General features: G+C 69.9%; 23 protein-coding genes and 1 riboswitch. Of the genes, 12 read left to right on the forward strand and 11 right to left on the reverse strand.

Features of this window, described 5'->3' with window-relative positions; all coding sequences use genetic code 11:
* Nucleotides 1–25: 25 nt before the first annotated feature.
* Nucleotides 26–643 carry a TetR/AcrR family transcriptional regulator gene (locus Q9G87_RS29090; protein ID WP_305919670.1) on the forward strand — a complete coding sequence of 206 codons (618 nt, stop codon included), beginning with the start codon at nucleotides 26–28 and terminating at the stop codon, nucleotides 641–643.
* Here the strand turns inward: Q9G87_RS29090 and Q9G87_RS29095 are convergent.
* Nucleotides 636–1,493 (reverse strand): hypothetical protein, encoded by an 858-nt coding sequence (locus Q9G87_RS29095; protein WP_305919671.1) that lies wholly within the window; start codon nucleotides 1,491–1,493, stop codon nucleotides 636–638. The two genes, Q9G87_RS29090 and Q9G87_RS29095, sit on opposite strands and share 8 nt — an antisense overlap.
* Before the next feature lie 45 nt (nucleotides 1,494–1,538).
* Here Q9G87_RS29095 and Q9G87_RS29100 point away from each other — a divergent pair, with 45 nt between their 5' ends.
* Nucleotides 1,539–3,869 carry a helicase C-terminal domain-containing protein gene (locus Q9G87_RS29100; protein ID WP_305919672.1) on the forward strand — a complete coding sequence of 777 codons (2,331 nt, stop codon included), beginning with the start codon at nucleotides 1,539–1,541 and terminating at the stop codon, nucleotides 3,867–3,869.
* Here Q9G87_RS29100 and Q9G87_RS29105 read toward each other — a convergent pair.
* The gene (locus Q9G87_RS29105; RefSeq protein WP_305919673.1) at nucleotides 3,847–4,539 is read right to left on the reverse strand and encodes a hypothetical protein; all 693 of its coding nucleotides are present in this window, start codon (nucleotides 4,537–4,539) and stop codon (nucleotides 3,847–3,849) included. The two genes, Q9G87_RS29100 and Q9G87_RS29105, sit on opposite strands and share 23 nt — an antisense overlap.
* A 315-nt stretch (nucleotides 4,540–4,854) precedes the next feature.
* Between Q9G87_RS29105 and Q9G87_RS29110 the strand changes: the two genes are divergently transcribed.
* The 3 genes from Q9G87_RS29110 to Q9G87_RS29120 all read left to right on the forward strand — a co-directional run bounded on the left by Q9G87_RS29110 (nucleotide 4,855) and on the right by Q9G87_RS29120 (nucleotide 8,483).
* The gene (locus tag Q9G87_RS29110; protein WP_305919674.1) at nucleotides 4,855–6,333 is read left to right on the forward strand and encodes a class I adenylate-forming enzyme family protein; all 1,479 of its coding nucleotides are present in this window, start codon (nucleotides 4,855–4,857) and stop codon (nucleotides 6,331–6,333) included.
* Between the two features lie 78 nt (nucleotides 6,334–6,411).
* Entirely contained in the window at nucleotides 6,412–6,768 is a 357-nt protein-coding gene (locus tag Q9G87_RS29115) for a DUF4190 domain-containing protein (protein ID WP_305919675.1), read from the forward strand.
* A gap of 62 nt (nucleotides 6,769–6,830) precedes the next feature.
* Complete coding sequence (locus Q9G87_RS29120; RefSeq protein WP_305919676.1) at nucleotides 6,831–8,483, forward strand: DNA repair helicase XPB; 1,653 nt, start codon at nucleotides 6,831–6,833, stop codon at nucleotides 8,481–8,483.
* 234 nt (nucleotides 8,484–8,717) lie between these two features.
* Here the strand turns inward: Q9G87_RS29120 and Q9G87_RS29125 are convergent, their stop codons facing one another.
* Nucleotides 8,718–9,053 carry a hypothetical protein gene (locus tag Q9G87_RS29125; protein WP_305919677.1) on the reverse strand — a complete coding sequence of 112 codons (336 nt, stop codon included), beginning with the start codon at nucleotides 9,051–9,053 and terminating at the stop codon, nucleotides 8,718–8,720.
* Nucleotides 9,054–9,219: 166 nt separating this feature from the next.
* Between Q9G87_RS29125 and Q9G87_RS29130 the strand changes: the two genes are divergently transcribed.
* Together Q9G87_RS29130 and Q9G87_RS29135 are read left to right on the forward strand one after the other, a co-directional pair.
* A complete protein-coding gene (locus Q9G87_RS29130; RefSeq protein ID WP_305919678.1) occupies nucleotides 9,220–11,223 on the forward strand; it encodes a HelD family protein in 2,004 nt (667 codons plus the stop codon).
* Between the two features lie 27 nt (nucleotides 11,224–11,250).
* Complete coding sequence (locus tag Q9G87_RS29135) at nucleotides 11,251–11,817, forward strand: YbhB/YbcL family Raf kinase inhibitor-like protein (protein ID WP_371825842.1); 567 nt, start codon at nucleotides 11,251–11,253, stop codon at nucleotides 11,815–11,817.
* 75 nt (nucleotides 11,818–11,892) lie between these two features.
* Here Q9G87_RS29135 and groL read toward each other — a convergent pair whose 3' ends face one another.
* The 5 genes from groL to Q9G87_RS29160 all read right to left on the reverse strand — a co-directional run bounded on the left by groL (nucleotide 11,893) and on the right by Q9G87_RS29160 (nucleotide 16,617).
* Complete coding sequence (groL, locus tag Q9G87_RS29140; RefSeq protein WP_305919680.1) at nucleotides 11,893–13,518, reverse strand: chaperonin GroEL; 1,626 nt, start codon at nucleotides 13,516–13,518, stop codon at nucleotides 11,893–11,895.
* Between the two features lie 331 nt (nucleotides 13,519–13,849).
* Nucleotides 13,850–14,050 (reverse strand): cold-shock protein, encoded by a 201-nt coding sequence (locus tag Q9G87_RS29145; protein WP_127936975.1) that lies wholly within the window; start codon nucleotides 14,048–14,050, stop codon nucleotides 13,850–13,852.
* Nucleotides 14,051–14,293: 243 nt separating this feature from the next.
* Nucleotides 14,294–14,569: a MoaD/ThiS family protein gene (locus Q9G87_RS29150; protein WP_043633550.1), complete on the reverse strand. Its 276-nt coding sequence runs from the start codon at nucleotides 14,567–14,569 to the stop codon at nucleotides 14,294–14,296.
* 23 nt (nucleotides 14,570–14,592) lie between these two features.
* A complete protein-coding gene (thrC, locus tag Q9G87_RS29155; RefSeq protein WP_305919681.1) occupies nucleotides 14,593–15,828 on the reverse strand; it encodes a threonine synthase in 1,236 nt (411 codons plus the stop codon).
* Between the two features lie 13 nt (nucleotides 15,829–15,841).
* Nucleotides 15,842–15,983: riboswitch (SAM riboswitch) on the reverse strand.
* 79 nt (nucleotides 15,984–16,062) lie between these two features.
* Nucleotides 16,063–16,617: an RNA polymerase sigma factor gene (locus Q9G87_RS29160; protein WP_305919682.1), complete on the reverse strand. Its 555-nt coding sequence runs from the start codon at nucleotides 16,615–16,617 to the stop codon at nucleotides 16,063–16,065.
* Between the two features lie 31 nt (nucleotides 16,618–16,648).
* Between Q9G87_RS29160 and Q9G87_RS29165 the strand changes: the two genes are divergently transcribed.
* A complete protein-coding gene (locus Q9G87_RS29165) occupies nucleotides 16,649–18,073 on the forward strand; it encodes an alpha,alpha-trehalose-phosphate synthase (UDP-forming) (RefSeq protein ID WP_305919725.1) in 1,425 nt (474 codons plus the stop codon).
* Here the strand turns inward: Q9G87_RS29165 and Q9G87_RS29170 are convergent.
* From Q9G87_RS29170 to Q9G87_RS29180, 3 genes are read right to left on the reverse strand one after another with little or no spacing between them, the layout of a single operon-like run.
* A complete protein-coding gene (locus Q9G87_RS29170) occupies nucleotides 18,070–18,645 on the reverse strand; it encodes a hypothetical protein (protein ID WP_305919683.1) in 576 nt (191 codons plus the stop codon). The two genes, Q9G87_RS29165 and Q9G87_RS29170, sit on opposite strands and share 4 nt — an antisense overlap.
* Before the next feature lie 35 nt (nucleotides 18,646–18,680).
* Nucleotides 18,681–19,451 carry a trehalose-phosphatase gene (gene otsB / locus Q9G87_RS29175; RefSeq protein WP_305919684.1) on the reverse strand — a complete coding sequence of 257 codons (771 nt, stop codon included), beginning with the start codon at nucleotides 19,449–19,451 and terminating at the stop codon, nucleotides 18,681–18,683.
* Nucleotides 19,452–19,490: 39 nt separating this feature from the next.
* Complete coding sequence (locus Q9G87_RS29180) at nucleotides 19,491–19,790, reverse strand: DUF3263 domain-containing protein (protein WP_305919685.1); 300 nt, start codon at nucleotides 19,788–19,790, stop codon at nucleotides 19,491–19,493.
* Between the two features lie 117 nt (nucleotides 19,791–19,907).
* Here Q9G87_RS29180 and Q9G87_RS29185 point away from each other — a divergent pair, with 117 nt between their 5' ends.
* The 4 genes from Q9G87_RS29185 (at nucleotide 19,908) to Q9G87_RS29200 (ending at nucleotide 23,730) form a co-directional block, all read left to right on the forward strand.
* Nucleotides 19,908–20,732, forward strand: a complete 825-nt coding sequence (locus Q9G87_RS29185; RefSeq protein ID WP_305919686.1) for an SAM hydrolase/SAM-dependent halogenase family protein — start codon at nucleotides 19,908–19,910, stop codon at nucleotides 20,730–20,732.
* Nucleotides 20,733–20,961: 229 nt separating this feature from the next.
* On the forward strand, nucleotides 20,962–22,086 hold the full coding sequence (locus Q9G87_RS29190) for a S8 family serine peptidase (RefSeq protein WP_305919687.1): 1,125 nt from the start codon (nucleotides 20,962–20,964) through the stop codon (nucleotides 22,084–22,086).
* 25 nt (nucleotides 22,087–22,111) lie between these two features.
* Nucleotides 22,112–22,516 (forward strand): Zn-ribbon domain-containing OB-fold protein, encoded by a 405-nt coding sequence (locus Q9G87_RS29195; protein WP_305919688.1) that lies wholly within the window; start codon nucleotides 22,112–22,114, stop codon nucleotides 22,514–22,516.
* Entirely contained in the window at nucleotides 22,513–23,730 is a 1,218-nt protein-coding gene (locus Q9G87_RS29200; RefSeq protein WP_305919689.1) for a lipid-transfer protein, read from the forward strand. The genes Q9G87_RS29195 and Q9G87_RS29200 overlap by 4 nt, the downstream gene beginning before the upstream one ends.
* Nucleotides 23,731–23,754 lie beyond the last annotated feature (24 nt).

Raw genomic sequence — 23,754 nt, forward strand, 5'->3', positions numbered from 1 at the left:
TCGATGCGGAGGTATCAGGATAGACATGACCAGATCTACCCGTGAGCGGATCATCGATGAGTCCCTGCGGCTGTTCGCCGAGCGGGGCTACTCCGCCACTTCCGTGGCCGAGATCGAGGCCGCCTCAGGGCTGTCTCCTGGCGCCGGTGGCCTCTACCGGCACTTCAAGTCCAAGTACGAGGTGCTCGCCGCGGCGATCAACGAGCACGCCGCCCGCACCAGGACGCAGGTGGCCGAGAGCCTCGCCGAGCTGAGCGGCATGGAAGCCTCCGTGGATCTGGAAGAGCGCCTGTCGCTGCTCTGCCGGGCCGGGCTGGCCAAAGTACGCGAGGAGTCGGAGCTGACCCGGGTGTTCTTCCGCGACCTGAGCCAGTTCCCCGAGCTGGTGGCCGTCGTCCGCGAGGGGCTGCTGCAGCCCATGTTCGACGCGATCGTCACCTGGTTCCGCGCGCAGCCCGAATACCGCGACGCCAAACTCGACTGGACGGGCATCTCGGCGGTGCTCGGCGGCGCCGTCGTGCATTACCGGCTGTTCCAGGAGACCGTGGGCGAGCTCCCCGGCCATGCGGAAAAGGACCAGTTCGTGGCGGCCTGGGTACGTCTGGCGGTCGGTCTGCTCCCGAGCCCGGCACCGGTCAGCTGACATCGAGCAGCCGGTAGGCCAGCCACACCACGCCGATGCCCGTACCGATCATGAACATGATGCCGCTCACCGCCCAGAACTGCGTCAGGAACGCGTTCAGCCCCGGCTCGCTCCCCACGCGCAGGCCGCCTATGAGCACCCCGCCGACCGAGTAGCCGAGCAGCGGCGCGCCCACCCCGAGGAACCGGTCACGCGGCGCCCAGCTCCCACTGAAGAGCACCACCACCGCGCCGCCCGCCCATACCACCAGCGGAATCGGGAAGATCGCCAGCAGCGGCAGGTCGAACGGCACCAGCAACGCCGCCACCACCAGGATCACCATCGAGGCCGTCTCGCGCGGGTGTTCTTTGACGATCGTCCTGGCGTCCCTGCCACCGGTGGCCATCGGGTTCGCGCTCGCCATGGCCGCCCGTCGCAGCCCCGCGAACGGCAGGCCCCTCCCGGGCGATCCGGCGAGCCGCTCCTCGGCGACCCTCCGGTACGCCCGCACGCCGGGCGGCGTGTCCCGGTCGTCGACGATCGTGGGGAAACGCCGCGTGGCCGTCGGCCCCTCGGCGCCGCGCTGACCGGTGTCGGAAGCACTGCCCGCTCCGCCAGCCCCCGCCTGCTCGGCGGCGGCAGCCTCGGCCAGCCTGCGGGCCTCGCGCTCGACCAGCGCCACCGGATCGCCGAACCTGGCCAGCACCTTCGCCACCTCGCGGGCGTTCTGGCTGCCGCCCCGCTCGACCTCGATCCTGGCCCGCAGCCGCCGGGCGAAGTCCAGCCGCTGGTCGGCCCGGAGCACGCCGTGGGCCGCGTCCGCGGCCTTGGACACGTAGTTCAGCACGAGCTGGTCCGCGCGCTCTATCACGTCAAGCCATGCTGCCCCAATCAGGGGGGACATACCATGGCAACGATGGAGTTCACGGAGTGGATCAGGGGGCGTACCGACGAACAGCTGCGGGCGCTCGTTTCCGCGCGCCCTGAGTTGATCACTCCGGTGCCCGCTCATCTGGAAGGTTTGGCGTCGCGGGCGGCGAGCCCGTCGGCGGTCGGCAGGGCGCTCGACCGGCTCGACCGCTTCGCGCTCGCGGTCGTCGAGACGCTGGCCGTGCAGGACGGCCCGGTGCCGAAGGAACGCCTGCGCGAGCTCGTCGGTGCGGCCCTGGAGGACGGTGACGCCGAGCCCGGCCTGTCCACCGCGCTCGACAGGCTGTGCGACCTCGCCCTGGTCTACGGCACCGACGACGCGCTCGACCTCGGCCCCGGCGTGCGCAAGGTCCTGGAGGACCCGGCCGGCCTGGGCCCCAGGGCGGTGGACGCGTTCCGGCACCATCCGCCCGAGCAGCTCGACGAGATGGCCGACGACGTCGCCCCGGGCACCGCGGGCTCGGGCAAGGAGCGTCTGGCGGCCGCGCTGGCCGTCCCCGCCGCGCTGGTCGAGGAGGTGTCGCCCGGGGCCAGAGCGGCGCTCGACCAGCTCGCCTGGGGCCCGCCTGCGGGCCGCCTGCCCAACGCCAGGCGCGAGGTGCGCCGTGACACGGCCCGCTCCCCCATCGAGGAGCTGCTGGCCCGTGGCCTGCTGGCCGCGACCGGTGAGGAGAGCGTGACGCTGCCTCGCGAGGTCGGGCTCTACCTGCGTGGCGGGCGGGTGCACCGCGGCCTGCTGGCCGTGCCGCCGCCGCTCGAGGGGGCCGTACGCGACCGGCAGCTGGCCGACCGGACGGCGGCCGGGCAGGCGTTCTCGTTCGTCAGGGCGGTCGAGGAGCTCTGCGAGCGGTGGAGCATCGAGCCGCCGGGCGTGTTGCGTACCGGCGGGCTCGGCGTGCGGGACCTGAAGCGCACGGCAAGTGAGCTGGACCTGCCCGAGTGGGTGGCGGCCCTGGTCGTCGAGGTGGCGCACGCGGCCGGGCTGGTCGCGGGCGGCGGCGGGGTGGACGGCGAATGGCTGCCGACCCCCGGCTATGACCTGTGGCGGGTCAGGGGTACCGCGGACCGGTGGGTGACGCTGGCCACCACATGGCTGCAGATGGACCGGGTGCCCGGATTGGTGGGCGAGCGGGACGAGCGGGACAGGCCGCTCAACGCCCTGCACACCGACCTGCGCCGCTCGTCCGCGCCCGGCGTGCGGGCCGCCACGATGGGCGTGCTGGCGGCGGCGCCGGGCCTGGCGCCCGCGCGCGACTCCGTGCTGGAACGGCTGGCCTGGGAGCAACCACGCCGCCGCGGCCCGCTGCGCGAGCAGCTGATCGAGTTCGCGTTGCGGGAGGCCGAGCAGGTCGGCGTGACCGGCCTGGGCGCGCTGTCCGGGCACGGGCGGGCGCTGATCGAGGGCGGGGACGCCCCGGGGTTGCTCGCGCCGCTGCTGCCCGAGCCCGTCGATCACGTGCTGCTCCAGGCGGACCTGACCGCGGTCGCGCCGGGGCCGCTCACGAGCGAGCTCAACCGCTGGATGACGCTCACCGCCGACGTCGAGTCGAAGGGCGGGGCCACGGTCTACCGGTTCAGCGAGGGGTCCATCCGGCGGGCACTGGACGCCGGGCACGGGGGCGAGGAGCTGGTGGCCATGCTGGCCCGGCACTCGGCCACGCCGGTGCCCCAGGCGCTGTCCTACCTGGTGACCGACGTGGCGCGACGGCACGGACGCATCCGCGTGGGCACCGCGAGCGCGTACATCCGCTGCGACGACCCCGCGCTGCTCGACCAGATCACCGCCGACCGCCGCTCGGCGGCATTGCGCTTGCGCAGGCTCGCGCCGACCGTGATCGCCTCACGCTCGTCCAGGGCGGCGCTGGTGGACTCGCTGCGCGCGATGGGGTACGCGCCCGTGGCCGAGTCGCTCGACGGCGACGTGATCATCTCCCAGCTCGACAGCCGCCGCACCGAGGCTGCGCCGCCGGTCCGCACCATGGCCGCGGCCAACGGCATCGACCTCGAGGTGGTCGCGGCGGCCGTCCGCGCGTTGCGGGCAGGCGACGCGGCGCACCTGGCGCGGCGCGAGCCCGTGGACGCCCCGAACGGCCGAGTGCCGCGCGGGCCCGCGACCGCCACCATCTCGGCCCTGCAGGAGGCCATCAAGCAGGGCGTACGCGTGTGGATCGGCTACCTCGACTCGCAGGGCAACGCGACCTCGCGCATCCTGGAGCCGGCCAGGATGGAGGGCGGCTACCTGACCGCGTACGACGAGACCAGGGCCGCCGTCCACCGCTTCGCCCTGCACCGCATCACGGGCGTGGCAGGCCTCTAGCGCCTTCGGCCGCCGGCTCCTCAGCCGGCGTCAGCCCGGCGGCCAGCCGCACGACCTGCGCGGGCGTGGCCAGGGTCGGCGCCCGGTCCCTGGCCCGGGCGAGCACGTCGGGCGCCAGCCCGGCACGCAGGTCGTACGTGCTCAGGCACAGGTCGAACAGCTCGCCGGGATCGGGCGCACCCCACGCCTGCTCCACCTCGACGGCCTGGGAGGGGGCGCCGTTCCTGGTGATGACCAGGTATGAGCCGAGCTCGGCCAGCTTGCGTGCCAGGTTGACCAGCTCGGTCCTGTCGGTGCTGACGGCGATCCAGTCGTGCAGCAGGTACGCCCTGCCGGGCGCGTACTCGGTCCTGGAGAGGAGCTCGCCGGCGGTCCCGGCCGGCGACAGGACCGTGATCGTCCCCTCGGCCAATGACATGCGTGACAGCAGGGCGATGCCCCCTAGGCGTTTGCCCGTCTCCTCCTCGCCCACCAGGACGAGCAAGTGATGCGCGGCCAGTCGGCGAACCGCGTCGGCGAAGCAGGGCGGCTCCAAGTAGGACCGCAGGAGGATGTCGGCCTCCCTCCGGGTCAGGTCTCTGGTGACCGGTCTGACCTTCACCCCTAACCGGTCGGAGATGTGCGTTATGTAGTCGAGGTCGATCTCGCCCGCTTCAGGCGTATCGGTCACGAAAGTCACCTCGGTGCTAACGAGAAAATTTCCTACAGAAAAATTCTTGACCCAACGAGTTTCTTCTTTTTATACGAGAGAGTTGCACTGCGTAACCATGCCGCCTGACCAGGCACTTCGCGCGTTTCTCGCATCCAGGGCCACTCACGCTCCCCTAGATCTTCCACCTTTACATGATCTAGGACCACAAGAAAACACGAACGGCTGCAGAAGCAGATTTATATCTATTTACCGTGTAGTCGCGCACCGCCCACAATGACTAGTCAAGCCGGCCGAGGGTTGACGGCGCGTCCCCCGTCGCATCAGGTTGGGCATGTGACCGAGCAAACGCTGGGCCAGCTGGCCGAGGAGTCCTGGGACCGCTTCGACGATCACGACGCGACATTCTACGAGGGCGTCTGGCACCGCCATCACACGCTTGCCGAGCGGGCGCGCCGGATGTGCGGCGGGTTCGCGGCGGCGGGCATCAGGCCCGGCGACCGAGTGGTCGTGATGATGGCCAACTCGCCCGAGGTGCCGCTGATCTACCAGGCGCTGTGGGCGGCGGGCGCGGTCGTGACGCCGGTGGTGTTCCTGGTCGGAGCCGAGGAGCTGCGGCACATCCTCCTCGACAGCGGCGCGGCGGCGATCGTCACCTCCCCTGAGCTGGAGGAGACCGTGCGGGCGGCCGGCGTCGACCTCCCCGTCTACGTGGACACGGCCGAGCTGGAACGGGCGTCCGAGCACGAGACGGTCCGCAGGGACCCCGGCGACCTGGCCGCGCTCATGTACACGGGCGGCACCACAGGCAAGGCGAAAGGCGTCATGCTGAGCCACCGCGGCCTCTGGCAGGTCGGCAAGGACGCCTGGGACATGTCCCACCAGGAGGGCAAGAACCGCGCGATCGTGCCGGTGCCGCTGTCCCACGCGTACGGGATGATCATCACGGTGGCCTCGATGCACGCCACGGAGCCGCAGCAGGCCGTGCTCATGCGCTGGTTCGAGCCGAAGGCGTTCCTCCAGCTGGCCGCCGAGCAGCGCGTCCAGTACGGCACCGTCGTGCCCGCCATGCTCCAGATGCTGCTGGCCGAGCCGCTGGAGTCGCACCCGCTACCCGACCTGTCCTACCTCACCTGCGGGGCCGCGCCGCTCGGCAAGGAGCTGCTGGAGGAGTTCGAGCGCAGGATGCCCGGCGTGCAGATTCTCGAGGGGTACGGCCTGACCGAGACCAGCGCCGTCACCACGTTCAACCCGCCCGGCCGGCGCCGGATCGGCAGCGTCGGCCTGCCGCTGCCCGGCTACACGATCACCATTCGCGACGGCGAGGGCGAGCCCATGGAGGTCGGGGACGTCGGCGAGATCTGCGTGTCGGGCGAGTCCCTGATGCTCGGCTACTGGGGCGAGCACGAGCCCGACCCTGACGGCACCGCGCTGGTCGGCGAGGAGCTGCGGACCGGTGACATCGGCTGCGTGGACGACGACGGCTACCTCTACATCGTGGACAGGAAGAAGGACCTGATCATCCGCGGCGGCTTCAACGTGTTCCCGCGCGACGTCGAGGACGCGCTCAACCAGCACCCCGACGTGGTGATGTCGGGGGTGGTCGGCCGGCCCGAGCCGCGCATCGGGGAGGAGGTCGTGGCGTTCGTTCAGCTCAGGCCGGGCGGTACGGCCACGGCCGAGGAGCTGATCGAGTGGGCCCGCGACCGGGTCGGCCGGGTGAAATACCCGCGTGAGATCCGGTTCGTCGAGGCGATCCCGGTCACGAGCGTGCTCAAGCTCGACCGCAAGGCGCTGCGGGCCCGCCTGCCCTGAAGATCTATCGCAGGATCGCGAAGCGAGGTCAGACACATCTCCATTCCGTGATAAGTGTTGACGTGTCTGGAGGTGAAGATGAGTCAGCAAGATCCGTCGGGGTATCCATCTCAGCCCTATGGCGCCCCCTACGGCGAGCAGCCGCCCCCGGGCTACGGCTACGGATACGGCTATCCTCCGCCCCCGCGCAGCCAGGGACCGAGCGCCAACGCCATCGTCTCGCTCGTCCTCAACCTTCTCGCCGTCGTGTCCTGCTGCAACATCCTCGGGATCCCCGGCGCGATCCTCGCCGGGATGGCGATCAGCCGGGCGTCCCGTGAGCCCGAGCGCGCACGTACCATGGTGATTTGGAGCTGGGTCCTGCTGGGGCTCGGCTTCGCGCTGGGGGTCGCCCTCTTCCTCTTCCTCGGCCTCAGCGGATACCTCAACGACTGATTGCCCGATCGGGGACTGTTCCTGCCGTCGTGTGTGTTGGATAAGGGTCACCCGTAGGAAGGATGTCCGTGAACGACGGCCCGCTCATCGTCCAGTCGGACAAAACGCTGCTGCTCGAGGTCGACCACGACAAGGCCGACGAATGCCGCAAGGCGATCGCACCGTTCGCCGAGCTCGAGCGTGCTCCCGAGCATGTGCACACCTACCGCGTCACCCCGCTGGCCCTGTGGAACGCCCGCGCCGCCGGCCATGACGCCGAGCAGGTCATCGACGCGCTGATCAGCTTCAGCCGCTACCCGGTGCCGCACGCGCTGCTCGTCGACGTCGCCGAGACCATGGCCCGCTACGGCCGGCTGCGGCTGGAGAAGGACCCGGTCAACGGCCTGGTCCTGACCTCCACCGACCGCGCCGTGCTGGAGGAGGTGCTGCGGTCCAAGAAGATCCAGCCGATGCTGGGCGATCGGCTCGGCGCCGACTCCGTCATCGTGCACCCGAGCGACCGCGGCAACGTCAAGCAGGCGCTGCTCAAGCTGGGCTGGCCCGCGGAAGACCTGGCCGGCTACGTCGACGGCGAGGCGCATCCGATCAAGCTGGTGCAGGACGGCTGGGGGCTGCGGCCCTACCAGCAGGAGGCGGCCGACGCCTTCTGGCACGGCGGCTCCGGCGTGGTCGTGCTGCCGTGCGGCGCGGGCAAGACCATCGTCGGCGCGGCCGCGATGGCCCACGCCCAGGCCACCACGCTGATCCTGGTCACCAACACCGTCTCGGCCCACCAGTGGAAGACCGAGCTGCTCAAGCGCACCTCGCTGACCGAGGACGAGATCGGCGAATACTCCGGCTCGAAGAAGGAGATCCGCCCGGTCACCATCGCTACCTACCAGGTGATGACCACCAGGCGGAAGGGCGTCTACAGCCACCTGGAGCTGTTCGACGCGCGCGACTGGGGCCTGGTCGTCTACGACGAGGTGCACCTGCTGCCCGCGCCGATCTTCCGCATGACCGCCGATCTGCAGGCCCGCAGGCGGGTCGGGCTGACCGCGACGCTGGTGCGCGAGGACGGGCGCGAGGGCGACGTCTTCTCGCTCATCGGTCCCAAGCGCTACGACGCGCCCTGGAAGGAGATGGAAAACCAGGGCTGGATCGCGCCCGCCGACTGCGTCGAGGTCCGCGTCACGCTGACGGACGAGGAGCGGCTGGCGTACGCGATGGCCGAGCCGGAGGAGCGCTACCGCTTCTGCGCCACCACGCCGTCCAAGACCCACGTGACCGAGGCGCTGGTCCGGCGGCACCTGGGTGAGCAGGTGCTGGTCATCGGACAATACATCGACCAGCTCGACGAGCTCGGCGAGCACCTCAACGCGCCGGTCATCAAGGGCGAGACCAGGGTCAAGGAGCGCGAGCGCCTCTACCAGGCCTTCCGCGACAAGGAGATCCAGGTGCTGGTGGTGTCGAAGGTGGCCAACTTCTCCATCGACCTGCCGGAGGCGGCTATCGCGATCCAGGTCTCGGGGACGTTCGGCTCCCGGCAGGAGGAGGCCCAGCGGCTCGGGCGGGTGCTGCGGCCCAAGGCCGACGGCGGGGGCGCCCGGTTCTACACCGTGGTCAGCAGGGACACGGTGGACCAGGAGTTCGCGGCGCATCGGCAGCGCTTCCTGGCCGAGCAGGGCTACGCCTACTCGATCATCGACGCCGACGACGTGCTCGGCGGCGTGTGACGAATGACCCGGCCGCTCGCCCGAGCGGCCGAGCATTCAGCGTGGTGTCACGTCCACGAGACTCCGCGGGCCGTCGACAAGCGAACCACCCCCCTCACCAGCGTCCTATCACGCCGCCTGCGACATACCCTCATGATCCAGCAAATCCACCTGATATGCCCGATTTTTTCGGTATTCGCGTATTGCTCCACACCAGAGGGTTCTGTCGCGTTCGTTACGTTAACGAGGGCATGCCTACCGGACCAACATTCCGCCGAGGAACAGCACACCCTCCGCGACGATCCACGCGATCACGGCGGCGCCCATGATCCGCCCGAACGCACGCGGGTCATGCCTCGCCCCCGGGAGCAGCCACGCGGCGGCCGTGCAGCAGGCGGCGAGCGCGGCGAACAGACTGGACACCGTGGAGACCGCGCCCAGGCGCTGAGAGCAGGTGGACGAGTCCTCGCCGCCCGCGCAGAACGCCTCCAGACCCCAGCCCGCGAACACCGACAGGCCCCACAGCGCTGCGAGGAGGAAGCTCGCGATCGTGGGGATGATCGGGGAGAACCGGAGCTGAACCCGCGCCACCTCCCATCTCTACCCATCCCACCCTCACGGCAACCGACCCGCCCAACGCGGACGGCCCCCACTACCACAGGCCGGTAAATGCGTTGGAAGCCTGCGGCGCGCGCTATTAAACTGGTCGATTCGCTGCCTTAACCACCTCCGCCACCGAACCGGGAGGCACTTTCGCATGCCCGCACACCAGCTGGCCCCAGACATACCCGCCGACGTCCTGGCCGCCGAGCAGGCCCACCTGGCCGAGTCCAGGGCCGCACTCGCCGCCATGCGGGCCCACGCCCAGTCCCTGTCCGCGGACGCGGCCGGCGACTGGGTGTCGCAGCAGATCCTGCAGTCCCTCCTCGACCAGCGGGTGGCCGCCCTGGCCGACCATCCGGACACGCCGTTGTTCTTCGGCCGCCTCGACCGCGAGGCTGGCGACGATCTTCCCGGCACGATCTACGTCGGCCGCCGCCACGTGCACGACGGTCACAGCAAGCCTCTGGTCATCGACTGGCGCGCGCCGGTGTCCCGCGCCTTCTACCAGGCCAGTCCCGCCGACCCCATGGGCGTCGTACGCCGGCGCCGCTTCGGCTACCACGGCGGCGCGCTCACCGCGTACGAGGACGAGCCACTGGGCGACGGCGTGGAGATCGGCCCGTCGAAGATCCTCACCCAGGAGATCGAGCGCCCGCGCACCGGCCCCATGCGCGACATCGTCGCCACGATCCAGCCCGACCAGGACGAGATCGTCCGCGCCACGCTGGCCCAGACGGTGTGCGTGCAGGGCGCCCCGGGCACCGGAAAGACCGCGGTGGGCCTGCACCGGGCGGCATACCTGCTGTTCACCCACCGCGAGCGGCTCGCCAGGTCAGGCGTGATGATCGTCGGCCCCAACCGGGCTTTCCTGTCCTACATCTCCTCGGTGCTGCCCGCCCTCGGCGAGGTCAAGGTCGACCAGACCACGGTGGCCGGCCTGCTGGGCGACCACACGGCCCCGGAGGACCCGATGGTGGCGGCGGTCAAGGGCGACGCCAGGATGGCGGCGGTGCTCGAACGCGCGCTCTGGCTGCACATCGTGAAGCCTGAGGAGGGCTTGGTCTTCACCAAGGGCGCCTACCGCCACCGGGTGGCCGACTACGAGGTACGCGAGATCGTGGCGTCCCTGCGCGGCACCACCCGCTATCTCCCCGGCCGGGCGGCATTGGCGCAGCGGCTGGCCCACCTGGTCCTGGTCCGCATGGAGCAGCGCGGCGAATCGCCCGACGACCGGGTGCAGGACGCCGTGGCCAGATCGAAGCCGGTCAAACAACTCGTTGACGCGGTCTGGCCGAAATTGACGCCGGAGCAGGTCCTTTATCGCCTGCTCTCGGATCCGGAATTTCTGGCAAAGGCTGCCTCTAAATCCGATTTGTCGCCTGACGAGCAAGAAATGCTTATCTGGCGGAAACCGTACCGGAGCTGGAAGTCCGCCAAATGGTCGGCCGCGGACGCCGCGCTCCTGGACGAGCTGCGCGATCTGATGGAACGCACGCCCTCGATCGGCCACCTGGTGGTCGACGAGGCCCAGGACCTCTCCGAAATGCAGCTGCGGGCGCTCGGCCGCCGCTGCCGCAACGGCTCGGCCACCGTGCTCGGCGACCTGGCCCAGGGCACGACGCCCTGGTCGACGAGCTCCTGGAAGTCCGTGCTCGAGCACCTGGGCCAGCGCGAGGGCGAGGTGACGGAGCTGACGCTCGGCTTCCGCGTGCCGAGGGAGGTCCTCGACTACGCGGCCCGCCTGCTCCCCTCGATCGCCCCCGACCTGGCCGCCCCGCAGTCCCTGCGCCCCGGCCTGGGTTCGCTCTCCGTACGGCGGGGCGGCTCGGTCGCCGCGGTCGCCGCGGAGGCCCTCGCCAAGGAGGGTTCGATCGGCGTCATCGCCCCCGACACGCTGGTCGGCGAGGTCTCCAGCGCCTTGGCCGAGCTCCCGCACGCCGTGCTCGACCCCGACTCCACCGAGGAGCACCGTCTGCTGGTGGTCCCGGCGACCCTGGCCAAGGGTCTGGAGTACGACCACGTGATCGTCGTCGAGCCGGCGGACATCGTCGCGGCGGAGCCGCGCGGGCTGGCCCGGCTCTACGTGGTCCTGACCCGCGCGGTCACCTCGCTCACGGTCCTGCACGACAAGGCGCTGCCGGCGCAGCTGGCGGCCTGACAGGCGGCGGGCACGGCCACTTCTAGGATGGCGGGCAGGAAGCTCTCTACCAAGGAGGATGCCGTGCCAGCACCGCTGCCACACGAATACCTGCCGTCGGTTCCCGCGCTCGTGGTCGAGAGCGACGACATTCAGGACGGCGAGCGGCTGAGCGACCTGCACGTCTTCAACGACTGGGGCATGCAGGGCCAGAACCTCTCGCCCCACCTCCGCTGGTCAGGCGCGCCCGCCGAGACCCGCGGCTACGCCGTCACCTGCTACGACCCCGACGCCCCCACGGGCAGCGGGTTCTGGCACTGGGTGCTGTTCGACCTGCCGGCCTCGGCGACCGAGCTGCCCACGGGCGCGGGCACCGCCCCGGACTTCAAGGGACTGCCCGCGGGCGCCGTGCACGCCCGCAACGACTACGGTGCCAAGGAGTATGGCGGGTCGGCCCCGCCGCCCGGCGCCCCGCACCGCTACGTCTTCACCGTCCACGCGCTGGGCGTGGACAAACTGGGCGTGGACAGCGACGCGAGCCCCGCGGTGGTCGGCTTCAACATCACCGCCAACACCCTGGCCCGCGGCCACATCATTTCCCACTACGGGATCTGACGGCGAGAAAGCGCGGAACGAAAAGAGCGGCCCGGAAAACCCGGGCCGCTCTTCGTTGCCGCGCGAAGAAAGGACCTAGAAGTCCATGTCGCCGCCGCCCGGCATGGCCGGAGCAGCGGGGGTCTTCTCGGGCTTCTCCGCGATGACGGCCTCGGTGGTGAGGAAGAGCGCCGCGATGGATGCGGCGTTCTGCAGCGCCGAGCGCGTCACCTTGGCCGGGTCGAGGATGCCCGCCTCGAACATGTTGACGTACTCGCCCGTAGCGGCGTTCAGGCCCTCACCCGGGGTGAGGTTGCGAACGCGCTCGACCACGACGCCACCCTCGAGGCCGGCGTTGACCGCGATCTGCTTCAGGGGCTCCTCGAGCGCCTTCTTCACGATCGCGGCGCCCGTGGCCTCGTCGCCGTTGAGCTCGAGCTTGTCGAACGCCTTGGCGCCGGCCTGCAGCAGCGCCACGCCACCGCCGGGGACGATGCCCTCCTCGACGGCCGCCTTGGCGTTGCGCACGGCGTCCTCGATGCGGTGCTTGCGCTCCTTGAGCTCGACCTCGGTTGCCGCGCCGGCCTTGATGACGGCCACGCCGCCGGCCAGCTTGGCGAGGCGCTCCTGGAGCTTCTCGCGGTCGTAGTCGGAGTCGGTGCGCTCGATCTCGGCGCGGATCTCGTTGACCCGGCCGGAGATCTGCTCGGCGTCACCGGCGCCGTCGACGATCGTGGTCTCGTCCTTGGTCACGACGATCTTGCGTGCCCGGCCGAGCAGGTCGAGGGTGGCGTTCTCCAGCTTGAGACCGACCTCCTCGGCGATGACCTGGCCACCGGTCAGGATGGCGATGTCGGCGAGCATGGCCTTGCGGCGGTCGCCGAAGCCCGGGGCCTTGACGGCCACGGAGCGGAACAGACCGCGGATCTTGTTGACGACCAGGGTGGCCAGGGCCTCGCCCTCGACGTCCTCAGCGATGATCAGCAGCGGCTTGCCGGACTGCACGACCTTGTCGAGCAGCGGCAGCAGGTCCTTGTTGGCGGAGACCTTGCTGTTGACGATCAGGATGTACGGGTCCTCGAGCACGGCCTCCATGCGGTCCGAGTCGGTGACGAAGTACATCGACGTCATGCCCTTGTCGAAGCGCATGCCCTCGGTGAGCTCGAGCTCGAGGCCGAAGGTGTTGCTCTCCTCGACGGTGATGACGCCTTCCTTGCCGACCTTGTCCATCGCCTCGGCGATGAGCGCCCCGATCTCGGGGTCGGCGGCGGAAATGGAGGCGGTGGAAGCGATCTGCTCCTTGGTCTCCACATCCTTGGCCAGCTTGGAGAGCTCCTCGCTGACGCGCTCGACGGCGGCCTCGATGCCCTTCTTCAAGGCCATCGGGTTGGCGCCGGCGGCCACGTTGCGCAGGCCCTCGCGCACCAGCGCCTGGGCGAGCACGGTGGCCGTGGTGGTGCCGTCGCCGGCTACGTCGTCAGTCTTCTTGGCGACTTCCTTGACCAGCTCAGCGCCGATCTTCTCCCACGGGTCCTCGAGCTCGATCTCCTTGGCGATGGAGACACCATCGTTGGTGATCGTGGGAGCGCCCCACTTCTTCTCCAGCACGACGTTGCGGCCCTTGGGGCCTAGGGTCACCTTGACGGCGTCGGCGAGCTGGTTCATACCGCGCTCGAGACCGCGCCGGGCGTCCTCGTCAAACGCGATCATCTTGGCTGCCATAAGGCTAGACCTCCCAGATACAGGGTGGCTTGTCCTGGACCGAGCCGACGCCCGCGACGGCATGAGCCTGCATCTCCTTCGGCAGACCCCATCGTCTCGATCCGAGTTGCTGGCACTCTGCTGCACAGAGTGCCAACGAACTGTTTAGCACTCTACCCTGCCGAGTGCAAGCGAACGTCTACCCTCCTGCGGTTCCCGCCCTGGTCAGTCTGTCTGTACGGCGAGCCGCTCACCGTGCGGCTCGCCGTAGGTCGACGAAAGAATGGAGGCCGCCTCGCCCGGACTGCGTTGCCGTGCGATGCCGCCACCGGGTGCATACCAGTGACGTAAATCAGACCGCCCGGACAGACTCCGCCTGCGGCCCCTTCTGGCCCTGCGTGATCTCGAACTCGACGCGCTGCCCCTGTTCGAGTGCTCGGTACCCGTCCATCAGGATCGCTGAGTAATGGACGAATACATCCTTACCACCGTCTACCGCGATGAAGCCGTAGCCCTTGTCCGCGTTGAACCACTTGACGGTGCCCTGCGCCACTTCCGACTCCTCTTACTGGGCTTACAGATCTCGCCCATTCCACCGCGAGACCGTAATCGCATGACTTAACTGAAAATCAGCCAGACGATCGCCTCGACCATACCTGTGGCACGGGGTTTGGCAACAGAGTCAATCCGCAAACGACGCATTTCTTCGCAGAGTACCTCGTTCAACGTTTAATTAGTCGGGAAAAGGAGAAGGCGCCCACTAGGGGGCGCCTTCCAATGATGTGACCTCTCGCACTCAACCGCCGGCGACCGCCGGGATGATGGAGATCTGAGTGCCCTCAGGGGCGGGAGTGTCGAGCCCCTCGGCGAAACGGACGTCCTCTTCTCCCACGTAAACGTTGACGAAACGCCGAATCTTGCCCGATTCATCAAGAATTCTCGCGCCGATCCCCGGGTAGTCGGAGTCGAGCTTGGCGAGCACGTCACGAAGCGTCGCACCCTCGCCACTCACTTCCGCGTTCCCCCCGGTGTACGTGCGCAGGATCGTGGGGATCCGCACAGAAACGCTCATGGTTATCTTGCCTTTCCTGGTTGTCAGACAGCCGCGCGGAACGCGTCGAGAGAGGGCCGGATCACGGCGGTGGGCTGGGCGTCGTCGCCGGTGATGGCGTCGAGCGTCTTGAGCCCGTCACCGGTGTTGAGCACCACGGTCTCGGCCTCGGGATCGAGCCGCCCGCTCTCGGCGAGCTTCTTCAGCACGCCCACGGTAACCCCGCCCGCGGTCTCGGCGAAAATGCCCTCCGTCGAGGCCAGAAGCTTGATGGCGGCCACGATCTCGGGGTCCGTGACGTCCTCGACGGCCCCTCCGGTGCGGCGGGCGATGTCGAGCACGTATGGTCCGTCGGCGGGGTTGCCGATGGCCAGCGACTTGGCGATGGTGTCCGGCTTGACCGGCTGGACGACGTCGTGCCCGGCCTTGTACGCGGTGGATACCGGCGAGCACCCGGCCGCCTGCGCCCCGAAGATCTTGTAGGGCGTGTCCTCGACCAGCCCCAGCGCCACCAGCTCCTTGAAGCCCTTGTCGATCTTCGTGAGCTGCGACCCGGAGGCGATGGGGATGATGATCTGCTCGGGGAGCCGCCACCCGAGCTGCTCGGCGATCTCGTACGCGAGCGTCTTGGAGCCCTCGGCGTAGTAGGGCCGCAGGTTGACGTTGACGAACCCCCACTTGTCGCCCAGAGGGTCGCCGATCAGCTCCGAGCAGAACCTGTTGACCTCGTCGTAGGTCCCCTCGATCCCGATCAGCTTCCCGCCGAACACCCGGGCCATGGCGATCTTGGCGGCTTCGAGGTTGGCGGGGATGAACACGCAGGCGTCGAGCCCGGCCCGCGCCGCGGCGGCCGTGACCGCGCCCGCGAGGTTGCCCGTGGAGGAGCAGGAAAGCGTGTGGAAACCGAAGTTACGTGCCGCCTCGACGGCGATGGCCACCACCCGGTCCTTGAAGGAGTGGGTGGGGTTGCCGGAGTCGTCCTTCACGTACAGGGACTTCAGGCCGAGCGCCTGCCCGAGGTTGCCCGCCTTGACCAGCTTGGTCCAGCCGGGGTTCATGTTGGGCTTGGTGGCGACGTCGGCCGGCACGGGCAGCAGGGAGCGGTAGCGCCAGATGTTGGCGGGACCGGACTCGATGTCCGCGCGGGTCACGGCGCCGAATTCGTAGGCCGCTTCGAGCGGCCCGAAACACTCCAGACACGCGAAGCTGGGGCCGAGAGGGTAGCGCGTGCCGCACTCGCGGCAGGACAGAGCGACAGCAGGACCAAAGTCGAGCGACATGAAGCGAGGCCTTCCCTCATCTTCGCCCGCGGCCACCTTGACCGCGAACCGGAATTGGCACCTTGTCCCGGTCGGCCTCGCCCTGTCGCGAGTCACAAGCCGGGAGGGTTGCCGGGGCTTCGCAGGGCCGGTCCCTCCACCCCTCTGGATGAGCAATATGCAGTTGTTGAAAGGGACTCTACCCGCTTAAGTAGGCGGAATTACCATCCGTCTCAGCATTCGAGACGGGCGGTCTCAGCGATAGTCCTCACCGAGCACACCCTGCACGTATTTCCTGGCCTGGTGAATGCGGGATTTGGCGGTGCCCAGGGGGATGCCGAGCTGCTCGGCCACCTCGTTGTAGTCGAGCTGGACGATGTCGCGCAACACCAGTGCCTGCGCCAGGTCGGGCTTGTCGGCCTCCAGCGCCTCCATCGCGTCGAGCAGGTCCAGCCGGGAGCCGGCGATCACGCTCACCCGCCGCGCGTCGGGCTTCTGCACGGGCAGTTCCTCCGACGTCTGCTCCGCCGCCCGGCGCTTGAGCGATCGGTACGTGGTCCGCGCGCAGTTGGCGGTCACGATGTGCAGCCAGGTGCTGAACCTGGCCCGCCCCTCGAAGCGGCCGATGTTGCGGGCCACGGCCAGCAGGGTGTCCTGGGAGGCTTCCTCCGCGTCCTGGTGGTAGGGCAGGATCCGGGCGCAGTGGCGCATCACATCGGGCTCGATCCTGGCCAATAGCTCACCAAGCGCGCGATGATCTCCGGCTGCGGCGGATCGGGCGAGTTCCTCGGTTAGCTCATCAAGCGCCATAGCTGGGATCCTATGATCGAAGGGAGCCATGATGAACAGCGTCCTGGTCGCCTCCAACAGAGGGCCTGTCTCCTTCACCGTCTCCGACGACGGCGAGTTGACCATGAAACGTGGCGGGGGCGGGCTCGTGTCCGGGCTGTCCGGAGTGGCCAAGGAAGACGGCGTCCTGTGGGTTTGCGCGGCGCTGTCCGACGATGACCGCAGCGCCGTCCGGTTGTCTCCAGGCGGCAGGATCGACCAGGCCGGCTACGACACCGGGCCGCTGCGGATGCTGGACATCCCGGCGGCCACCTTCCACCGCGCCTACAACGCCGTGGCCAACTCCACGTTGTGGTTCGTCAACCACCTGCTCTACGACATCCCCAACGCACCCAACTTCGGCACGCGGTTCGGGCGCGAGTGGGAGTCCTACCGTGACTACAACGGCGCGTTCGCGCTGGCCCTGGCCGAGGAGGCCGGGCACGGCGCGCGGGTGATGGTGCAGGACTACCACCTGACGCTGACCCCGGCGATGCTCCGGGCCGAGCGGCCCGACCTGCGCATCGCCCACTTCAGCCACACCCCGTGGGCGCCGCCCGAATACTTCTCCCTGCTGCCCGACGAGGTGGTCGGCGAGGTCCTGGAGGGCATCCTGGGCGCCGATCACGCCGGGTTCCTGACAGGAAGGTGGGCGGGGGCGTTCATGGACTGCTGTGAAGCGCTGCTCGGCGCCGAGGTCGACCGGGTGGCCCACAGCGTTACGCACGAGGGCAGGACGACCAGGGTCGGCGTGCACAGTCTCGGCGTGGACGGCGCGGCGTTGTGGGACCGGGCCTGCGAGCCCGATGTCGAGTCCTACATGACCGCGATCAGGGAGCAGGTCGGCGACCGCAAGCTGATCGTCCGCATCGACCGCACCGAGTTGTCGAAGAACATCGTGCGCGGCCTGGTCGCCTATGGCGAGTTCCTGGCCGCGCATCCCGAATGGCACGGGCGTGTGGTGCACCTGGCCTTCGCCTATCCGAGCCGGCACGACCTGCCCGAATACCGCGAATACACCGCCTCGGTGCAACGCAGCGCTCAGGAGATCGAGAACGAGTTCGCCACCGAGGACTGGGACCCGCTGATCCTCAATGTCAACGACGACTACCCGCGGTCGCTGGCCGCGTACCGGATGGCCGACGTGTTGCTGGTCAACCCCATCCGCGACGGGATGAACCTGGTCGCCAAGGAGGGCCCGGTCCTCTCGGACAACTGCGCGCTGGTGCTCTCGCGCGAGGCGGGGGCAGCGGCGGAGCTGGGCCCGTACGCGATCATGGTGAACCCCTACGACATCAGCGGCACGGCCGCCGCCCTGCACGAGGCGCTCATCATGCCGGAGGACGAGCGCAGGCGGCGCCGCGACAAGTTGTGCGCGGCGGCCACCGCCCTGCCGCCCCAGAAGTGGCTGGCCGCCCAGCTCGACGCCCTGGATTAGCTCCAGTCCGCGTACTTGAGCGCGTCGGACAGCCCCGGCGTGTTCCACTGGTCCACGATCAGGATCTTGCTCTTCGGCAGATACCACTCGCGCTGCGTGAAGCGGGCCTTCGTACCGGCGCCTGAGTAGGACACGCAACGAGCCTGCCAGGCGTTGTAGACGGCCTTGTGCCCCTCGCCGACCTGGCGCAGGCCCCGCGTCACTTTCGGGCCGATGATCTCGCCCCACTTCTTGTTGGCCGGGCAGGGCTGCACGTCGCTCGCCGTGTAGAAGGGTCTCTTGCCGGTGTAGGGGCCCCAGCCCTCCGCCCCGATCTTGATGTACTTGGGGCCGAGGAGATAGAAGGCGTCACATTGGGGCGTGCCCCAGCCCTGTGGTTTGCCGCACTTGCCCGTGACGACCTGGACCACGTCGGCGCCGAAGCGGTGCACCTCCCACTGGATCGGAATGTAGAGGGTCAGGCCGTTGCGGAACTTCAGCGGCTGGGCGGGCGCGGCGGCGTTCGCGGGCAGCGCGGTGGTCAGGACGGTGGCCGCGGCGACGGCCGCGACGGCGAGGGAGCGCTTGGACATGCGCCCGACACTAGAGATCGCGACTTGCAGTTCACTCATGAACGACTGAACGCCGACGTGAGCTCCTCCAGCAGCGCGACCACCCCGTCCGGGCCGTCCACCACGATGTCGGCGCGCTCGGCCAGCTCGGCCACCTCCGCCGAGCCGCTGCACACGGTCACGCCGGGCAGCCCGGAGGCGCGTACGGCCTCGAACGCGGCCAGATCCCCCAGATCGTCGCCGGCGAAGAGAACGGACCTGGCGGCTCGCTCGGCCAGGAACAGGCTGAGCGCGTGCCCCTTGTCCATGCCCGGCGGCCGCAGCTCCAGCACCATGCGGCCGGGCTCGACCACCAGCCCGTGCTTGTCGGCCACCCGCGCCAGCGGCTCGCGCAGCGCGGCCAGCGCGCCTTCCGGGTCGGGGCTGCGTCTGGTGTGCACCGCGACGGCCCGGCCTTTGTCCTCGATCCGCACGCCGTCCAGCCCGAGATCGTCGAGCAGCAGCTGCAGCTCCGCCTCGGCCCGCGGCACGCCCGGCGGGGGCGGCGGCGCGGAGATCCTGCCGTTCTCCCAGCGCTCGAAGCCGTAGTGCCCGAGTATGACGAGCCCGGGCACGTCGGCCAGCCCCGGCCCCAGCTCCAGTGCGGTGGCCGGGGGGCGGCCCGTCACGATGGCGACGGCCAGGACGTGCGCGCCCAGCTCGGCGAGGACCGCGGGCGCCTTCGGGTGGATCACGGCGGTGGCGGGATCGGGCACGATGGGCGACAGCGTTCCGTCGAAGTCGAGCCCGATCACGGCGCCTGCCGGATCCTTCAAGATCGCTTCCATTCCAGGGATGTTCCTCACGCGGCTGCCGTACCCAGCCGGTCAGGGACGCATGCCAAGCCTTCTTGCCGCACGGTCGCGCTGGCGGGTGGAGCGCAGCCTGCGCAGCCGCTTGACCAGCATGGGGTCCTGCTCGAGCGCCTCCGGCCTGTCGATCAACTCGCCGAGCAGCTGGTAGTAGCGGGTGGCGGAGAACCCGAAGGTCTCCTTGATGGCCTGCTCCTTCGCGCCCGCGTGGCGCCACCATTGGCGTTCGAAGGCGAGGAGCTCGAGATCGCGTTCTGTCAGGGGTTGGCGGGACGTTTCCTGGGCAGCATTGTCACCGCTGAGCGGTGCTCCCATGGTGTCCTCCTCGAAAGGGGCGTGCGACGATCTCGTCGCACGCACGCGGCCCGAGCCAATCGTAATGTGCGGAGTGGTGCTGTTCACGGCGGATTGGGAGACGTACAGTCACGAAATGTGACCTCAGTAATCACCCTCCTCACCGACTATGGGCTCGAAGACGGGTATGTGGCGGCCTGTCATGGCGTGATTGCCGGGATCGCCCCGCAGGCGCGGGTGATCGACGTGTGTCACCTGATCCCCTCCGGGGACGTGCGGCGCGGCGCGGCGGTTCTCGCCCAGACCATCCCCTACCTGCCGGCCGGCATCCACATCGGCGCGGTCGATCCCGGCACGGGCGGCGCCAGGCGCGCGGTGGCGGTCGAGGCGGGCGGCCGGGTGTTCATCGGCCCGGACAACGGGCTGCTGTCGTGGGCCGTGCGCGCCAGCGGCGGCGCGCGGGTCGCGTACGAGCTCAGCAACGACGAGCACTTCCTGCGGCCGGTCTCGCCGACCTTCCACGGGCGGGACGTGTTCGCACCGGTCGCGGGGCGGCTCTGCCGGACTCCGTCGGGCTCCGGCGGGCTGCGGCTCGCGGATCTGGGGCCCGAGGTCCCGGTCGACCGGCTGGTGACGCTGCCCGAGCCGACGTCGCTCCTGCGCGAAGGGTCGGTGGAGGGCGAGGTGGTCTCGGTCGACCGCTACGGCAACACCCAGCTGTCGATCGCGGCCGGGGACCTGCAGGCGCTCGGGGTCCGGGTGGGCGACACGCTCGGGGTGTGGCTGGGGCGGCGGCAGTTGTCGCTGCCGTTCCGGGAGACGTACGCGGCGGTGCCGCCGGGCGAGTTGGTGGCGTTCGCGGACTCGGCCGGTTTGATCGCGATCGCCGTCAATTCGGGTGACGCGGCGCAGCGGCTGGGGCTCCCACCGGGGGCGCATGTCCGACTTTCGCCTACTCAATAGGACGAAAGCGACAGATCGGAATTACTCCGCGTATCGGTCTGTTTACTGAAGCGTCGCATGCGGGTGGGCATTCGCGTGTCAGAATGCACATCGGCGTCCCCTCCTTACCGCTCGAGGTTGACGTGGACCACTCGCCCGTTGTGCCGCCCTCACCCATGTCCTTACTCCCAGCCATGCCGCCCAGCCCACCCCCGTCCCGGCTCAGCGATGCCGCCCGGGCAGTGACCTGATGAGCAGGATCATCATCCCCGTTCTGCTCGCCGCACTCGTGATCGGGGTCGCCTCGCCCAGCGCCTCCGACGACACGGGCGACGCCGCGCGTGCCGGTCAGTGGCAGCTGGACACGCTGCGCCTGCCCGAGGCCTGGCAGGCGACCAAGGGCGCGGGCGTGCTGGTCGCTGTGCTCGACACGGGCGTCAACGGCCGCCACCCGGATCTGGAGGGCGCCGTGATCCAGGGGCCCGACCTGACCGGCGCCGGCCGCAGCGCGGGACTCTGGGGGCGGCACGGGACCGCCATGGCCAGCCTGATCGCCGGTCGCGGGCACGGCCACCGGCACGGCGTCGTCGGCGTGGCGCCGGCGGCCAAGGTGTTGTCCATCAGGGTCACGCTGGAGAACGGCGACCCGCTGCGCCACAGACAAGCCTCCGGCGGACGTCAGCCGCTGGCCAAGGGCATCCGGTACGCGGCCGACCACGGCGCCGACGTCATCAGCATGTCGCTGGGCGGCGGGAGCGGCGCGTGGGAGGGATCGGCCGATGAGGAGGAGGCAGTCCGGTACGCGATCGGCAAGGGCGCGGTGCTGGTGGCCTCCTCGGGCAACGACGGCGAGACGGCCAACAGGAAGAACTTTCCCGCCGCCTATCCCGGGGTGATCGCCGTGGGGGCCGTGGACCGGCGGCTCAAGGTAGCGGGGTTCTCCAACCGGCAGGACTACCTGTCCGTGGTCGCGCCGGGCACGCAGATCGTCACGGCCGACGGCGGCGACTCCTACGTGGTCGGCGACGGCACCAGCTCGGCGGCGGCCATGGTGGCGGGCATCGCGGCCCTGATCAAATCCGCCTATCCCGATATGTCGCCTTACCACGTGCGCACGGCCATCGAACTCGGCGTCCTGAAGCGGCCGACGGCCGGCTACAACCGCAGCTACGGGCACGGGGTGGCCAACGCGCTGCTGGCCCTGCGCGCGGCGGAACAGCTGTCCGCCCCCGCACGCCCGCCGGCCCCCTCCATCGCGGCCGCTCCCACCCCATCGTCCAGGGCGGCGGTGGTGGCGGGCATGCTGGCGCTGGTGGCGGCCATGGCGGTGTGGGTCCTGGCGACGCATCGCGGGCACAGAAGGGGTGTAACCTAGCAAGCGCTTGTGTGATACTCCGGCTATGACGCATGCGATCGAGGGCTGGTTCGCCGTCGACGCCGACGGGGTCTTCCTGCTGGGCACCCGGTGCACGGCCTGCGGCACCGTCTGCTTCCCGCCTCGACCCGGGTTCTGCCCCAATCCGCGCTGCGAGGGCGAGGAGATGGAGGTGACCAGGCTCCCGCGGCGCGGGCGTGTCTGGTCGTACACGAACGCCTGCTATCCGCCGCCGGCGCCGTTCGTGACGGCGGAGCCGTACGAGCCGGTGACGCTGGCCGCGGTGGAGCTGGACGGCGCGGGCATCGTGGTGCTCGGGCAGGTCGCCGGCCTCACGGTGGATCAGCTCGAGGTCGGGATGGAGCTGGAGCTCACCAGCGGGCCACTGGCCGACGGGCCGCTCGTGTGGATGTGGAGGCGGGCGGCGTGACCGAGCGGAGCGAGGGAACCCATAGACACAGCAGAGTCGTGGTGCTGGGCACGGGCATGCACCCGTGGGGCAAGTGGGGGCGCTCCTTTCTCGAGTACGGCGTCGCGGCCGCCCGCGCGGCGCTGCGTGACGCCGGGATCGCGTGGACGGACGTGCAGTACGTGGTCGGGGCGGACACGATCAGGAACGGCTACCCCGGCTTCGTCGCCGGCGCCTCCTACGCCCAGGCACTCGGCTGGACGGGGGCGCGCATCGCCTCCTGCTACGCGGCCTGCGCATCGGGAGCACAGGCCCTGGACATCGCCCGCACCCGGATCTTGGCGGGCCTCTGCGACGTCGCCCTGGTGGTAGGGGCCGACTCGACCCCCAAGGGCTTCTTCAAGCCGGTCGGCGGCGACCGCCCCGACGACCCGGACTGGCTGAGATTCCGCCTCCTGGGCGCCACGAACCCCGCCTATTTCGGCCTTTACGCACGCAGACGCATGGCCCTGTACGGCTCCACGCCCGACGACTTCGCGGCCGTCAAGGTCAAGAACGCCCGCGCCGGGTCCCTCAACCCCATGGCCCGCTACCGCAAGCCGGTCACCGCCGAGGAGGTGCTGGCCTCGCCCATGGTCGCCGACCCGCTGCGTCTCATGGACATCTGCGCCACTTCTGACGGGGGCGCGGCGGTGGTGCTGGCCTCCGAGGCGTACGCTCGCCGCCGCGGCGTCCGGGACCTCGTCTTCCTGTCCGCCGTCTCCACCGTCACGCCCACCTTCCCCAACACGGTCCTGGAGCTGCCCAACTTCGCCACCGACTCCTGCGCGGCCGTACCGGCCCCTGAGAGGCCGTTCCGAGCGGCGATCGCGCACGCGGCCTACGAGGAGGCGGGGGTGGGGCCGGAGGACCTGTCGCTGGCCGAGGTGTACGACCTGTCGACGGCGCTGGAGCTGGACTGGATGGAGGACCTCGGGCTGTGCTCGCCTGGGGAGGCGGACAAGCTGCTCCGCGAGGGCGACACGGCGCTGGGAGGCCGCCTCCCGGTCAATCCGTCAGGTGGCCTGGCCTCCTTCGGCGAGGCGATCCCGGCCCAGGCGATCGCCCAGCTCTGCGAGCTGGCGACCCAGCTTCGGGGCCGCGCGGGCGCCCGCCAGGTCCCTTCCCCGCGCGCCGCCCTGGCCGCCAACCAGGGTCTGTTCGGCCACGGCTCCGCCCTCATCACCACCCGATGACCGAAGGCCCTCCGAGCTTTCGGA

This window comes from Nonomuraea turcica, from assembly GCF_030718205.1.
GTDB lineage: Bacteria > Actinomycetota > Actinomycetes > Streptosporangiales > Streptosporangiaceae > Nonomuraea.

Bases quoted from the DNA above. Each gene is read 5' to 3' on its own strand.
- otsB (WP_305919684.1), bottom strand. From the start codon at position 19,451: ATGGAAGCGATCTTGAAGGATCCGGCAGGCGCCGTGATCGGGCTCGAC.
- Q9G87_RS29115 (WP_305919675.1), top strand. From the start codon at position 6,412: ATGAGTCAGCAAGATCCGTCGGGGTATCCATCTCAGCCCTATGGCGCC.
- Q9G87_RS29090 (WP_305919670.1), top strand. From the start codon at position 26: ATGACCAGATCTACCCGTGAGCGGATCATCGATGAGTCCCTGCGGCTG.
- Q9G87_RS29135 (WP_371825842.1), top strand. From the start codon at position 11,251: ATGGCGGGCAGGAAGCTCTCTACCAAGGAGGATGCCGTGCCAGCACCG.
- Q9G87_RS29160 (WP_305919682.1), bottom strand. From the start codon at position 16,617: ATGGCGCTTGATGAGCTAACCGAGGAACTCGCCCGATCCGCCGCAGCC.
- groL (WP_305919680.1), bottom strand. From the start codon at position 13,518: ATGGCAGCCAAGATGATCGCGTTTGACGAGGACGCCCGGCGCGGTCTC.
- Q9G87_RS29165 (WP_305919725.1), top strand. From the start codon at position 16,649: ATGAACAGCGTCCTGGTCGCCTCCAACAGAGGGCCTGTCTCCTTCACC.
- thrC (WP_305919681.1), bottom strand. From the start codon at position 15,828: ATGTCGCTCGACTTTGGTCCTGCTGTCGCTCTGTCCTGCCGCGAGTGC.
- Q9G87_RS29150 (WP_043633550.1), bottom strand. From the start codon at position 14,569: ATGAGCGTTTCTGTGCGGATCCCCACGATCCTGCGCACGTACACCGGG.
- Q9G87_RS29170 (WP_305919683.1), bottom strand. From the start codon at position 18,645: ATGTCCAAGCGCTCCCTCGCCGTCGCGGCCGTCGCCGCGGCCACCGTC.
- Q9G87_RS29100 (WP_305919672.1), top strand. From the start codon at position 1,539: ATGGAGTTCACGGAGTGGATCAGGGGGCGTACCGACGAACAGCTGCGG.
- Q9G87_RS29180 (WP_305919685.1), bottom strand. From the start codon at position 19,790: ATGGGAGCACCGCTCAGCGGTGACAATGCTGCCCAGGAAACGTCCCGC.
- Q9G87_RS29120 (WP_305919676.1), top strand. From the start codon at position 6,831: ATGTCCGTGAACGACGGCCCGCTCATCGTCCAGTCGGACAAAACGCTG.
- Q9G87_RS29195 (WP_305919688.1), top strand. From the start codon at position 22,112: ATGACGCATGCGATCGAGGGCTGGTTCGCCGTCGACGCCGACGGGGTC.
- Q9G87_RS29130 (WP_305919678.1), top strand. From the start codon at position 9,220: ATGCCCGCACACCAGCTGGCCCCAGACATACCCGCCGACGTCCTGGCC.
- Q9G87_RS29190 (WP_305919687.1), top strand. From the start codon at position 20,962: ATGAGCAGGATCATCATCCCCGTTCTGCTCGCCGCACTCGTGATCGGG.